We start from the raw sequence: 12,693 nt of genomic DNA on the forward strand, positions 1-12,693 counted from the left end.
CGCCCTGTCCGAGCGTCGATCCCAAAAATCGGCACACAACTGGGTTGGAAGTGCAGTGCGCCATCAGCGCGCCTGCCGGGCAAGAAGAGCCGGCTGGCGCTAGCGGATAATGATCGCATGATGGCGGCGGCGACGACGTTGGTCGCTGCGCTACGTCTCCCTACCCCGATTATATCCCCTAAATCCTCGGTTTCCGATCAACAGATTTAGAAGATGCTTATATTAGGAGATTATTAACTCTACTGGAGAGGAAGCGTCAACGCCCAACTTTGGGGAACAGTTAATATTCGAAGCCAGAGCGGTACGAGTTCACAGCCTGGTGCACAGGTGACGGCTCGCGGAAGCCCCGCCCGCCGCCTCAGGCGGAGATAACCCACTCTCGGTCCGATCGTGGGCACTGCGAAAGAAAAAGCGCCTAACATAGCCGTCAGCGCCACAGCTATGGTGGGCGATCCGTCATGCTTTCCCGCCAAGGCTAACGAAGGCGGCCCGATCGCGAGGAATGAGCACTAGACAGCGTCATGAGACGTCAGATCGATTTGAGTGCAGTCGATTTCTGGCTGGAGGACGACTCATGCCTGGTCAGAGAACGCTCGATGGATCGGATGATCGCGATCAGCAGCAGATTGATCACGAGGTAGAGCACGCCGGCAATGGCGAAAATCTCGAAGATCGCGAAGGTCTGGCTCATCAGCCGCTTGGCGTAGCCGGTGATTTCGAGCACCGTGATCGTCGAGGCGAGGCTGGTGCCCTTCACCACAAGGATAAGCTCATTGCCATATGCTGGCAGCGCCTGGCGGATGGCGAGCGGGAACTCGATGCGGCGGAACCGCAGCATGCGCGACATGCCGCATGCCTGAGCCGCCTCGACGAGACCGGCCGGAACCGACATCAATCCGCCGCGCAGGATCTCGGATGTGTAGGCAGCCGTATTCAGCGCGAGTGCCAGGACGGCGCAACGCGATCCATCGCTGATCACCCACCACAAAACCGCGTTGTCCTTGATCAGCGAAAGCTGGCCGAGCCCGTAGTAAAACAGGAAGATCTGCACCAGCAGCGGCGTCCCGCGAAAGACGTTGCTGTAATATTTGGCGAAGCCCGACAGGAGCCAGTTCGACGATAGCCGCATAAGCGCCAGTCCGAGGCCCAGATTGAAGCCGATCAGCACCGAAACGAAGGTCAGCGCGGCTGTGACCCACAGGCCCTTGAGCAGAACGGGAACCGCAAGCTGGATGAGGTCTATCATACTGCTTTTCTCGTCCGTAGCCTGAGCAGGCGTTCGATCCCGTCGAAGCCGGCCTGGCTTACAAGCGTGATGGCGAGATAAACCAGCGCCGCAATCAGGTAGAAGATGAACGGGTGGCGGGTGGAGTTGGCGCCGATGAAGGAAATGCGCATCAATTCCTGAAGGCCGACCACCGAAACCAAAGCGGTGTCCTTGATCGTCGTCTGCCACACATTGTTGATGCCGGGAACCGCGATGCGCAGCATCTGCGGGGCGATGATGCGGCGAAAGATGCGAGCGCCCGGCAGCCCGAGCGCTCGAGCTGCCTCGATATGCCCATTGGGGATGGCGCCGAGCGCGCCGCGCACGACCTCCGTCGAATAGGCCCCGGAGATCGCGCCGATGGCGATGACCGCGATGACGAACGCATAACCGCTTTCCGCGACACCGGCATAGCCGAAGGCAGTCACGACCTTGGTCACGAACTCAACCGAACTGAAAAACAGCAGGTAGATGATAAGCAGTTCGGGCACGCCACGCACGAGCGACGTATAAGCATCGACCACCAGCGAAAGTGGAAATATCCGGGCCCATTTGATCAGCCCGCAGGCAATGCCGATCACCAGACCGGCCGCCATGCTGACGAAACCCACAAGGATTGTGATCGCCGCGCCACGCAGGATGACGGTCACCCAACCCGCTTCCCAAACCTGCCAGAGACCAAATTCCATCTGAGTTGCCCTAGTCTGCCGTGCCAATGAGACGCATGCGCCCGGCTGTCCGGGCGCATGCCAGAATTCCAAGGCGTTATTTGCAGGGCCGGGAAATGTCCGTCTTGAACCATTTTTGGCTGGCCTTGCCGACGGAGCCATCCGCGATCAACTCGCAAAGCGCCTTGTCGATCTTGGCCTTGAGCTCGGTATTGTCCTGCGCGATGCCGACGCCGATGCCTTCGCCAAGCGTCGGGTCGAACGTGCTCTTGATCTCAACACCTATCAGCTGGAAGTTCTTGCCATCCGGCTTGTCCAGGAAATCCTGCAAGGCGGATTGATCGGCGAAAGCCGTGTCGATACGGCCGCTCGCCAGGTCGATCTGCATCTGGTCGAGCGTGTCGTAAGTTTTCAGGTCGGCATTCGGCGCACGCTTCTCCAGGAAATGCGCGTGGGTTGTGCCGGCCTGTACGCCGACCTTCTTGCCATCGAGCGATTTCAGCAGCGTGTCGACGTCGGTGATGGCGGCGAGATCAGAACCCTTGGCGGCGACGAACATGTTGGCCAGTTCGGCATAGCCGACGCTGAAGTTGATCTCCTTCTTACGATCGGCGGTGATCGACATCCCCGAGATGATGACGTCGAAGCGCTTGGCCTTCAGCGCCGGGATCAACCCATCGAAGGCCTGCACGACGAAATGGCAGGTCACGCCAAGTTTGGTGCACAGCAATGCGCCGACATCGGCGTCGAAACCGGTGACGTTGCCATTGGCGTCGGACATGCTCCATGGCGGGTAGGCGCCTTCTTACCAATGGACAGCTCGCCTTCGGCCGCCCATGCGCTGCCCATGCTTCCTGCCAGACATGCGAGCAGCGTCAAGACTTTCAGTTTCATATCAGTTCCCCTTGTTGTTGATCTTCATTGCCGTTGTCCGGTGCGAGCCGAACGCTTCGAGGGCTTGCCTCACAGTGTCCGTGCCAGGAATTGGCGCAGACGCTCCGAGCGCGGGCTGCCGAACAGCTCCGCCGGCGCACCCTCTTCCTCCACCTTTCCCTGGTGGAGAAACAGAACCTTGTGGGAGACCTCGCGCGCGAACTGCATTTCATGCGTCACGAGGATCATGGTGTTGCCTTCCTCCGCCAGTTGGCGGATCACCCGCAGCACCTCGCCGACCAGCTCGGGGTCGAGCGCCGATGTCGGCTCGTCGAAGAGGATGACCTTGGGCCGCATCGCCAGCGTGCGGGCAATCGCCGCCCGTTGCTGCTGGCCACCGGACAACTGGCCGGGATAGTGGGCGTGCTTGTCGGCGAGCCCGACCTTCTTCAGCAGGGCATGCGCGTGTTCGACGGCCTTCTCGCGAGGCTCCTTCAGCACATGCCGGGGCGCTTCGATGATGTTCTCCATCACCGTCATGTGCGGCCACAGATTGAAGTTCTGGAACACCATGCCGACGCGGGCGCGGATGCGTTCGACCTGCGCCATGTCTGCCGGCCCGAGACGGCCGTTCGACAGCGGCTTCATCTTGATGAGCTCGCCGTCGATGGCGACCTTACCGCCATCCGGCTGTTCCAGAAGGTTGATGCAACGCAGGAACGTGCTCTTGCCCGAACCCGACGAGCCAATCATGGAAATGACTTCACCGGCATGGGCGGTGAGATTGACGCCCTTCAACACCAGAAGCGAGCCGAAGCTCTTGTGAAGCTCGTCGATCTGGACGGCTGGCGTCGTGATCTTTGCTTCGTCAGCAGGCGTCGGATCGGCCACAGCGGCGGGAGCGGTTGGCTGCGCATGTTCGCGCCTGGCCTCGTCCCGGGCTACCTCAACAGTCTGCAGCTCGGCCAGTGCACGGTCGAAATAGCGCAGACTGCTGGACAGGCAGGTGCGCTGCCAGTCCGGATCATCGGGAATGAAGGCCGAGCGCAGCGTCTCCCGGATTCGCTTGCCCAGCGGCGAATCGAGCTTCCCGAACAGATGCAGCCAGTTGTCGGCTTGCACTGCTTCCATGACCGAGGGGCCGTCCAGCGTGCCGCATTCGACGACAAGCGGCAGCACGCGCGCATTCGGCATCGCCTTGCGGACGGCGTCGGAGACATAGCCGGTCGCAGTCGCCGCGATGCCGGTGCCCGTCTTGGCGCCCGGGCCGGTCAGCACGGTCGACAGCGCAGGCCCGAAGATGGATTTGCCCCAGGCAAGGCCGGCATGCTCGGAACTCGCCACCGAAAGCAGAGCCGGATAGCCGTAAGGCCCTGCCCCGTATGCAGGTCGAAAACGATGACCTGGTGCGCCGCGCCGGCAAAGGTCTTCAGGATTTCGTTCAGCGTCCTGTTCGACCAGACCGGGCCGCCACCGCCGTAGAACATCCCGTCGGCGAATTCATACTGGCCGGCCTCGACGATCGCCGCCAGCCCGGCATGCCCAAGCCTCTTGCGCGCTGCGGCGAGTTTCTCGTCGGCCGCTATACGGTCCGGCCCTGCCCATTCGCGGTATGCCACGGCGTCGTGGAGGCCGGCATAGCCATTGTTGACCGGAGCGCCCGCCGACCAGTCGATGAAGTTGCGGTTGAGGTCGACATTGTCTTCATTGACACGCCGCGACCACGCCGTGCCCCAGGGATTGATGAGGTGGATGGCAAGGATCGCCGTGTCGTCAGGCAGGCGCCGCAGGTTCTTCTGGCCGAGCCAGGCGGTCTGGCAGGTCGAGCCGAACGGCCCCTCGATACCATGGGTGCCGGAGATGAGCACGATCAGCTTGCGCGCATCGCGACGGCCAAGCAATGCCACATCCGTCGCCAGCGGCCCACCATCGGGCCCGTTCAGCGGATGAACATATTCAGACAGCTCCGCGCCCGCCCGCTCGGCCGCTTGGCGAAATTCTTGGCGCAGGGCGCCGAAATCAGAGGCATAGGCCGGGGCCGAGTCATGACGCACCGGCGACCCCACTGGATAGCTGGTAGTCAATCCGTTCATTCCCTGTGGTTCCAGCATGGGGTTACTCATCGATGAGGCCGCTCACGTTCTTAAAGCTGCCGGATTGAGATGGCCTGGAAGACCGAACGAACCAGGCATCGCAGGGAAGCACCTTGTCGGGATTCATGATCGACTGAACGTCCAACGCTCGTTTCACCCGCTCCATCACGGCGAGCTTCGTCGGGTCGGCTGTCGCCAGCAGGGAATGGATGCGCTTCGAGCCAACACCGTGTTCAGCGGAAAAGGAACCGCCGATCTCCCGGAGCTGTTGATACAGGACGCCCTCGATATCCTCGGCAACGTCGGGAGCCAGCGGACCCCGGCGGTTGAGGATGATATGCAGGTTCCCGTCGGCCAGATGTCCGAAGATATAGGGCGCCAGACCGGGTTCGATCGCGGCGAGCTTAGGCAGGATTCTGTCGAGATATGCTGGAATTTCCGACAATGGCACCGACACGTCGAAGGAAGGCGCATGGGGATGGGCACGATAAAGCACGCTGGTGTCCTCGCGCAGCCGCCACAGGTCGTCCTCTTGCCGCCGCGAGCCGGCGATGATGCCGGTCGCTTCGGGATAGCGCTCCAATACTTCCGAATAAATCCGCTCGAAATCCTCGCGCAGCGCCTCTTCACGCGCGCCGCCAAGCGACAGCAGCAAGAACAGCGGCTGGTCAAGCGGCACGCCTGGTGCGGACCATCCATGGGCGGCGGCGGCCAGGCTGAAATACGAGGTCCACATCGCCTCCGCCGCGCGCAGATGCCCGGCCTCCGATTCAAGTGCCAGGCGAATGGTCCGCAGAGCAGCCTCGACCGATGGCAGCCCGAAAAGCGCGGTGGCGCTGGCTAGCGGCGAAGGGTCGAGCTTGACGACCACGCGGGTGACGATGCCGAGCGTGCCCTCGGCACCGATGAAGAGATGTTTCAGATCATAGCCGGCGGAATTCTTCACCACCCGGGTAAGATCGGAATAGACCGATCCGTCGGCCAGAACGGCCTCCAGGCCAAGCACGCGGTGGCGCATGACGCCGTTGCGAAAGGCCATCACGCCGCCCGCATTGGTAGACACCATGCCGCCGATCGTCGCCGAGCCGCGCGCGGCAAGATCGATGCCCGGTTCCAGCCGGTGTTCGCGCGCGGCCTCTTGCAGCGCTTCAAGAGTAACCCCGGCGTCGACGACAGCCACGCGCTCGACAGGATCAAGCCGCTCGATGCGGATCATGCGCGTCATCGAAAGGACGATCTCGCCTGGCCGCGAAACACTGCCGCCGACCAAGCCGGTCTTTCCACCTTGCGGCACGATCGCGATCCCGTTCTGGTGACAGATGCGCACCACCGCCGCGACTTCGCCGGTCGATAAAGGCGCAACGACGATGCCGGCACCGCAATTCGCGCCATTCGAGCCAAGGTCGACCGCGCCGGCATCCTCTCCGGTGCGCACGTTCGAAGCGCCGACGACATCGCGGAGCGCGTCGACAACCGACAACGGCACCGCCTGGTCGATCCAGTTCGTTTGCCTTTGGGGCGCGAGGCCGCTCATCGTCCCACCAATTCCTGAAGCGCCGCAATCAGCCGGTCATTGTCCGCCGGCAAACCGATGGTGGCACGCAGATAGCGTTCGTAGCCGGCTTCTCGCCACGCCTTGACGATAATCCCCTGCTTCAGAAGATCGGCGGCGAGGCTCGAACTATCGCCCCTGCAGCCGAAGAACAGGAAGTTTGTCTGCGACGGCGCAACCCGGAAACCAAGGCCGGCAAGTGCGGCGGCTATACGCACGCGCTCGACCCTGACCCGGGTCGCCGACGCCTTCATCCAGCTTTCGTCGGCGAGTGCCGCGATCGCGGCGGTCTGTGCCGCCGCATTGACGTTGAACGGCGTCTTGGCAGCGGCGATCACTCGCGCCAGGTCGAGGCTCGAACAGACGGCATATCCAACGCGCAGCCCCGCCAGCCCATACGCCTTCGAAAACGTCCGCAGCACCACATGGTCGATGCCGCGACCGCGCAGAACCTCGATGCCGTCCGGCGCGCCGGGATCGGCAAATTCGAAATAAGCTTCGTCGAGGACAAGAAGCGTGCTTGGCCGCACAGCACCGATCAGCCGTTGCAGGCCGGAATGATCGAGACCCGGCCCGACCGGGTTCCACGGCGAGGATATGAAAACGATCCGCGGCCCGGCGGCGATCGCCGTTTCCAGCGCTGCAAGGTCGAATCCCATGTCGGGTGTCATCGCTACCTTGACGACATCAGCCCCCACTGCCAGCGGCTCTATCTCATGCAGGCCGAAGCTCGGCACCGTGGTGACGACTGAGGCGCCCGGCACCAGGACGGCGCGCGAGATGGCGGCGATCATCTCCTCGGAGCCGTTGCCGGCAACGATCAGGCCGGGATCGACCGCCAGTCTTTCGCCGAGCACCGCCCGCAGCGCCGTGCAGGCCGGATCGGCATAGCGCCATGGTTCGAACGTTGACGACGCCAATGCGGCCATGACGGCGGGAGAACAGCCGTCCGGGTTTTCATTGCTGGCCAGCCGGGCGATGTCATGGCGGCCACTCAGCGCCCGCGCCATCGCGATGTTCATGCCGGCATTGTAGGGCGGCAACGCGGCGATATGCGGATTGAGCGGCAGGCTCGACGCTGGTTTGACCGACTGTTCCAAATCCCGACTTCCGTTCTCCGCCCACACGCGGCACAAGATTTTGTCAAATGTCCAGGACGACTGATCCGCTGGGCCTGGAGCAGCAGAGCAGCACTTCGCCTGCCCCAAGCTCATCCAGCGGTTCTTCGAAATAGGCGACGTCGCCCGAGACCAGCCGCGACTTGCATGTGCCACAGATGCCGGACCGGCAGCTGAATTCCGGTTCCAGACCGTGATCCTCGGCAAAGTCGAGCAGCGATGCGGCGGAGCCGTCCCAGATGGCCTTGAGTCCCGATTTTCGGAACTCCACGGTCGTCGCCTCGCCTGTCGGCGCGATCCTTGCCGGCGGCGCAACAACCGTAGAGGTCCGAAAAGCATCCGGCTCAAGCACCGTCGCCGGGCCGAAAAATTCGTAGGCAATGCGGTGCTTCGGCACGCCAAGCGCTCGCAACATGGCGTAGATCGCCTGCATGAACGGCGGCGGACCACAGAGATAGAACTCATAGTCGTCGATCGGCAGCAGGCGCTGCAGCACGTCCCGCGAAATCATGCCTTCGCTGTGGAACCGCTGTTTGGCTTTGTCGCGTTCGGACGGAGACCGATAGCAGTAGTGGGCGGTCAGGCCGGGCCGTGTCGCGACAAGGCCGCTCACCTCGTCGCGCAAGGCATGCACGTCGCCATTCTCGCAAGCGTGGACGAAGACGGCGCGGCGGTCCGGCATCGAAGCCAGCGCATGCAGCATTGACACCATCGGCGTCAGCCCAACGCCGCCGCTGAGCAGCACGACCGGACGGCTGCTCGCCTTGTCGAGCACGAAATCGCCGCGCGGCCCATCAGCCTGAAGCACGTCACCGACGTCGATCCGGTCATGAAGTAAGCATGAGCTTATCCCATCAGGCAGGCCAGGCGCGGATGCGGCTTCCCGTTTCACGCTGATCCGGTAGCGGCCCTTGCTGGCCGGAGAACAGGAGACGCTGTAGTTGCGCAGCACATATCCCTTTTCGCCTGCCGCCTGCGGCACGGGTATCTTGAACACCAGGAACTGGCCTGGCTCGAAATCGCGCCAATCCAGTGGATTGACCGGCTCCATGTGGAACGACGTGATGATGGCGCTTTCGCGCACCTTCGCAACCACCCTCAGGTCGCGAAACCCGCTTCTTGCGATAGTGTCGCGAGCGGTGAATGCGTTCATTCGGCGGCCGCCAATTGCTGGCTCTCGCTGGCGATCAGCTTGGCCAGGTTGCGGCGAAAACGCAGCGGCCCGACATCGATCTTGAGATCAAGATTGGGCGTGCGCTTGTTGGCCATGCCCTTGTGCACCGCGTTGAGCACGGTGCGGTCCTCGTCGAAAGCGCCGCGCACGGAGGTGGCGAACCGGCGCGACACCTCCAGATCGTCTGGCGCGAAATTGCGCATCTGGAACCAGTAATATTTCGTCTGGTTCTCATCGACAGGCGTCATGAAATTGTAACTGTCCATGAGGAACACGTCCTCGTGCAACGGCTTGCCTTCGCCGCCGGTGCGTGCCGGCACGAAGATCGCCTTGATGATCGCGTTGGACGGGTAACGCACCTCGTAGTGCTGCTTGCGGTCGCAATTGCCGGAGAATTTGAGGAAGGGGCATAGAAGGGCGCCGGTGCGGCGTCGACGACCCAGCGCCACACCGTTACGCCGTCGACGCCGACGGTGGTTTCGAGCGGTGCATCCTCCATGGCCTGGACACCGCCGAAGGAGGATTGATGGACCCAAGACACATGCGAGGGATCGAGCAGGTTGTCGGTCATGTAGAGGTAGTTGCAATCCAGCGCCATCGACTCGCCGCGGTTGACGCCCCATGCCGGGTCGCCCCAGTGATCGACAGCGAAAATCAGGTCGGGATCGGCCTTTGCCGCCTCGCCCATCCAGATCCAGAGCAAGCCGTAGCGCTCGGCAATCGGATAGGAACGGACGCAGGCGACATGGGGTATCTTTTCCGCGCCCGGCACCCGCGTGCAGGTCCCCGTGCTGTCGAAGGTCAGGCCGTGATAGCCGCATTCGACCGTGTCGCCCTTGATGCGGCCCATGGACAGCGGCAGCTTGCGATGCGGACAGGCGTCTTCGAGCGCCGCCACCACGCCATCGGTCCGGCGGAAGAGGACGATATCCTCGCCAAGAATCCGGGTCGGCATCAGTCGGTCAGCGACCTCATGGTCCCACGCGGCAACGTACCAGCAGTTTCGAAGAAACATGGGGTCCTCCCGAACTCGTGAACCCCTAAACGAATATCTTGCGGATCCAGGACGACATAGGGCTTGCATCTGCGTTCTATTTTAGAAAAACTAAATCAAGCTGACCCCAGGATCCTTGCCCAGGTGAACAAGACGCGCCGCTGCGTGCGATACAGGCCTTCGAGGCCTTTGGCAGACGCGGCAGTATGACGGCGGCCGCGACCGAGCTTGGCGTCTCCGTTGGTGCGGTCAGCCAGCAGATACGCAAAGCGGAAGAGGCACTCGAGGCCAGGCTGCTGGAACGGCGCGGCAGGAGCGTCGCCCTCACAGCGCTGGGACGTGTGTATCACGCGGCGGTTTCCCTCGGATTCGACCAGATTCGCGCGGCTCACGACATCATCGATCGTGCCCAGTCCGCGAACACGCTGACAATCTCCTGCCTGCCATCGCTCGCCAGCAAATGGATCGGCCCGCAATTGCTGGATTGGCAGATCGCGCACCCGGGCGCGACCGTGCGTCTGGTCGGCGCGGAGACGGAACCCCGATTGGACAATGAAGAAGGGGTCGACTTCCGCATTTCGTACGGCGACAAGTATCGCGATTTCCAACCACTATATCGAGCTGTTCACGGATTGGGTGGTGCCGGCATGCTCACCGGCGCTGCTCGCAAGGCACCCGGTGCGCAAACCCGCCGACATTCTCGACCTGCCGCTCCTCAGCATCGAATGGGCTCGCGACCACCGCTCACCGCCCAGCTGGACGGAATGGGCCGCAAGCATCGGAGCGATGTACCGAAAGGCTTCAGGCGAAGTCGCCTTCTCCTTGTCGAGCGCCGCTATCGATGCCGCGACGAATGGAAGAGGCGTTGTGCTGGCGCAGCTATCAATGGCCGCCGAGGATATCGCGTCCGGCCGGCTCATCGTACCTTTCAATCAACGGCTCAAATTGTCCCAGGCCTATTTCCTCGCCTGGGACCGTGCGGCCCTGCAAAAGCCCTTCGGCCCGGAACTGCGCACGTGGATCGTGTCGATTTCCAAGCGGATGGGCGCAGCTTTAGCGGCTAGCTGATGTCCTCAATCGTTCTCTCCCCACTCAATCGGTTTTTTCCCAGCTAGTCCATTGATCTAGCTGGGTTTTTTCTTGCTTGCTACGCGCAACGCCCACCCATGGGCCGTCATGCGGCGCCGGCCTCGTAAAGTTCGATCGGGAGTCCGTCCGGATCGGCGATGAAGGTAAACAAGCGCCCCGTGTAGGGGTCTGTTCGGATTGGCTCCACGTCAACGTCTCGCGACCGAAGCAGCTCGGCAGTTGCCTCGACCGACGCGACCACGAATGCAATATGTCTTAATCCGCAGGCCTCGGGCCTGCTGGGCCGGCTCGGCGGATCCGGGAAACTGAATAACTCGATCTGGACGAGGCCATGACGCAAGTCGCACTTCCAAGACCGCCTTTCGGGGCGCCAGTTTTCGGCGAGAATGACGAAACCAAGCTTGCTCGTGTAGAACTGCTTGGATGTCTCATAGTCGCTGCAGATGATTGCGACATGGTGGACAGCAAGGAACATCACATTGGCCTCGCGTAAGCGTCGATAAGGCGTCGCAGGCAGAATCGCATCGGTATGCCTTGGGCGCAACTAAGTGCCGACACCGGCCTTGCCGGCTTGGGCGAGCATCTCCACAAATCGCGTCACCTTGGGCGGACGGAAGCGGGCGGCCGGATACACAGCATGGATGCCGCCGGAGGGCAGGGTCCAGCCGGGTAAAACAGGCACCAGCCGGCCGGCCGCCACGTGGTCGCCCAGAGCAAAGTCTGGAAGGATGGACATACCGGCGCCGGCCAGGGTCGCCTCCAGAACGGCCGGCGTGGCGTTGATTGTCAGCCCAAGCTTCATCCGAACTGTGCGCCGATCGTGTTCACCTTGCGTGAAACGCCAAACGAGCGGCTCTTTCAGCGCGACATTCGCGATGAAGGGCAGGCCCGATAGATCCTCGGGTTCGGCGGGCGATAGGCTCCGTGCCAGGTCAGGTACCGCCACGAGAAACTGTTTGAAGGAACCGATCCTGCGTGCCTGAAGACTTGAGTCCGTTAGCCAACCCGCGCGGATCGACAGATCAATCTGGTTCGCGATCAGATCGATCCTGGTGTCCGAAAGCATCAGGTCGACGCGACATGCCGGATAGGTACGACAGAACCGGGCTGCAAGCGGCGCGATGGTGGTGGTGCCATAGTCATTCGGCGCAGTGACCCGCAGAACTCCCATTGGCTGAGCGTTTGTTTGGGCAAGCTCGTCGAAGGCCGCCTCGGCCTCCCGCAGAATCATCGCGCATCGCGCATGAAGCTGCCGGCCTGCCTCGGTCGGCTCAACCCGCCGGGTCGTGCGAAGCAGAAGGCTTGTCTTCAGTTCCTGTTCAAGTCGCGCCACCTGCTGGCTCACGACAGTCTTGGTGATGCCGAGACGCTCCGCCGCACGCGTGAAGGAAGCTGCCTCCACCACTGCGGCGAAATAGGCCAGCCTATTGAGATTGATCGCTTCCATGGTCGTCGCTCCGGAGGGATTGTGTGTCTATAGCTTACATTGAATCCAATTCATCGGGGTTTATCGACCAATAAAGACAATGCACCTTTTGCGCATTGAGTTCAGCCACCGGCTGATCTGCCCGGCATTCGAAGGGTCCCCGCATGACGACCGCAAAATGTTTCCGGCTATCGGCCACGTCTATGAGACCCGCTTGGGCGAACGAGGCGGTGACCCATCGGGCAATCTCCATTCGGCAGGGCGTGTTCATGGTGACCCGGATTGAGGCCGACGGGACGACCGTGACCCACGTCGAGGAGAGTGGGGTCGTCCACACCGACATCGCCAGGGCCGACCGCGGCTTCCTCAATTTGTCCGGCACTTGGACCTGGTTGACTTAGTCCTGGCCTCGAGCGTGCAGACCGATTTCTTTGCCCAT

At 62.2% G+C, this 12,693-nt stretch carries 12 protein-coding genes and 3 pseudogenes; 3 read left to right on the plus strand and 12 right to left on the minus strand.

The genetic code is table 11. The annotated features are described in order from the left end of the window. Window positions 1-529: 529 nt before the first annotated feature. From EJ077_RS24370 to EJ077_RS32360, 10 genes and pseudogenes are all read right to left on the minus strand, one after another. Window positions 530-1,246, minus strand: coding sequence for an ABC transporter permease (locus EJ077_RS24370; RefSeq protein WP_208696946.1), 717 nt, complete (start codon window positions 1,244-1,246; stop codon window positions 530-532). Further along, window positions 1,243-1,956 carry an ABC transporter permease gene (locus EJ077_RS24375; RefSeq protein WP_208696948.1) on the minus strand — a complete coding sequence of 238 codons (714 nt, stop codon included), beginning with the start codon at window positions 1,954-1,956 and terminating at the stop codon, window positions 1,243-1,245. Before EJ077_RS24375 ends, EJ077_RS24370 begins: the two co-directional genes overlap by 4 nt. Before the next feature lie 76 nt (window positions 1,957-2,032). Then, window positions 2,033-2,829 (minus strand): annotated as a pseudogene (locus EJ077_RS24380) (transporter substrate-binding domain-containing protein). A gap of 69 nt (window positions 2,830-2,898) precedes the next feature. Further along, window positions 2,899-3,561: an ABC transporter ATP-binding protein gene (locus tag EJ077_RS32890; RefSeq protein WP_416859557.1), complete on the minus strand. Its 663-nt coding sequence runs from the start codon at window positions 3,559-3,561 to the stop codon at window positions 2,899-2,901. Window positions 3,562-3,867: 306 nt separating this feature from the next. Next, window positions 3,868-4,931: pseudogene (locus tag EJ077_RS24390) on the minus strand (DUF2817 domain-containing protein); the annotation flags it as partial. Further along, entirely contained in the window at window positions 4,924-6,435 is a 1,512-nt protein-coding gene (locus tag EJ077_RS24395) for an FAD-binding oxidoreductase (RefSeq protein ID WP_208696954.1), read from the minus strand. The pseudogene EJ077_RS24390 and the gene EJ077_RS24395, both read right to left, overlap by 8 nt. Beyond that, the gene (locus EJ077_RS24400) at window positions 6,432-7,553 is read right to left on the minus strand and encodes an aminotransferase class I/II-fold pyridoxal phosphate-dependent enzyme (RefSeq protein WP_208696956.1); all 1,122 of its coding nucleotides are present in this window, start codon (window positions 7,551-7,553) and stop codon (window positions 6,432-6,434) included. Before EJ077_RS24400 ends, EJ077_RS24395 begins: the two co-directional genes overlap by 4 nt. Before the next feature lie 43 nt (window positions 7,554-7,596). Continuing rightward, window positions 7,597-8,724: a 2Fe-2S iron-sulfur cluster-binding protein gene (locus EJ077_RS24405; protein WP_208696958.1), complete on the minus strand. Its 1,128-nt coding sequence runs from the start codon at window positions 8,722-8,724 to the stop codon at window positions 7,597-7,599. Next, complete coding sequence (locus EJ077_RS32355; protein WP_416859531.1) at window positions 8,721-9,104, minus strand: hypothetical protein; 384 nt, start codon at window positions 9,102-9,104, stop codon at window positions 8,721-8,723. The genes EJ077_RS24405 and EJ077_RS32355 overlap by 4 nt, the downstream gene beginning before the upstream one ends. After that, complete coding sequence (locus EJ077_RS32360) at window positions 8,990-9,760, minus strand: Rieske 2Fe-2S domain-containing protein (protein WP_416859532.1); 771 nt, start codon at window positions 9,758-9,760, stop codon at window positions 8,990-8,992. Before EJ077_RS32360 ends, EJ077_RS32355 begins: the two co-directional genes overlap by 115 nt. Before the next feature lie 185 nt (window positions 9,761-9,945). Between EJ077_RS32360 and EJ077_RS32895 the strand changes: the two are divergent. Next, window positions 9,946-10,020: pseudogene (locus EJ077_RS32895) on the plus strand (hypothetical protein); the annotation flags it as partial. Between the two features lie 271 nt (window positions 10,021-10,291). Beyond that, window positions 10,292-10,807: a LysR substrate-binding domain-containing protein gene (locus tag EJ077_RS32900; RefSeq protein ID WP_367142412.1), complete on the plus strand. Its 516-nt coding sequence runs from the start codon at window positions 10,292-10,294 to the stop codon at window positions 10,805-10,807. Between the two features lie 106 nt (window positions 10,808-10,913). Here EJ077_RS32900 and EJ077_RS24420 read toward each other — a convergent pair whose 3' ends face one another. Further along, window positions 10,914-11,303 (minus strand): VOC family protein, encoded by a 390-nt coding sequence (locus tag EJ077_RS24420; protein ID WP_208696960.1) that lies wholly within the window; start codon window positions 11,301-11,303, stop codon window positions 10,914-10,916. A gap of 69 nt (window positions 11,304-11,372) precedes the next feature. Further along, window positions 11,373-12,275: a LysR family transcriptional regulator gene (locus EJ077_RS24425; RefSeq protein ID WP_208696962.1), complete on the minus strand. Its 903-nt coding sequence runs from the start codon at window positions 12,273-12,275 to the stop codon at window positions 11,373-11,375. Window positions 12,276-12,484: 209 nt separating this feature from the next. On the opposite strand from EJ077_RS24425, the gene EJ077_RS24430 reads away from it, so the two are divergent. After that, complete coding sequence (locus tag EJ077_RS24430) at window positions 12,485-12,655, plus strand: MoaF-related domain-containing protein (RefSeq protein ID WP_208696964.1); 171 nt, start codon at window positions 12,485-12,487, stop codon at window positions 12,653-12,655. Window positions 12,656-12,693: the final 38 nt, after the last annotated feature.

This window comes from Mesorhizobium sp. M8A.F.Ca.ET.057.01.1.1 (assembly GCF_003952565.1).
Lineage (GTDB): Bacteria > Pseudomonadota > Alphaproteobacteria > Rhizobiales > Rhizobiaceae > Mesorhizobium.

Bases quoted from the DNA above. Each gene is read 5' to 3' on its own strand.
- EJ077_RS32890 (WP_416859557.1), bottom strand. From the start codon at position 3,561: ATGATTGGCTCGTCGGGTTCGGGCAAGAGCACGTTCCTGCGTTGCATC.
- EJ077_RS24375 (WP_208696948.1), bottom strand. From the start codon at position 1,956: ATGGAATTTGGTCTCTGGCAGGTTTGGGAAGCGGGTTGGGTGACCGTC.
- EJ077_RS24395 (WP_208696954.1), bottom strand. From the start codon at position 6,435: ATGAGCGGCCTCGCGCCCCAAAGGCAAACGAACTGGATCGACCAGGCG.
- EJ077_RS24370 (WP_208696946.1), bottom strand. From the start codon at position 1,246: ATGATAGACCTCATCCAGCTTGCGGTTCCCGTTCTGCTCAAGGGCCTG.
- EJ077_RS24420 (WP_208696960.1), bottom strand. From the start codon at position 11,303: ATGTTCCTTGCTGTCCACCATGTCGCAATCATCTGCAGCGACTATGAG.
- EJ077_RS32360 (WP_416859532.1), bottom strand. From the start codon at position 9,760: ATGTTTCTTCGAAACTGCTGGTACGTTGCCGCGTGGGACCATGAGGTC.
- EJ077_RS32900 (WP_367142412.1), top strand. From the start codon at position 10,292: ATGAAGAAGGGGTCGACTTCCGCATTTCGTACGGCGACAAGTATCGCG.
- EJ077_RS24405 (WP_208696958.1), bottom strand. From the start codon at position 8,724: ATGAACGCATTCACCGCTCGCGACACTATCGCAAGAAGCGGGTTTCGC.
- EJ077_RS24425 (WP_208696962.1), bottom strand. From the start codon at position 12,275: ATGGAAGCGATCAATCTCAATAGGCTGGCCTATTTCGCCGCAGTGGTG.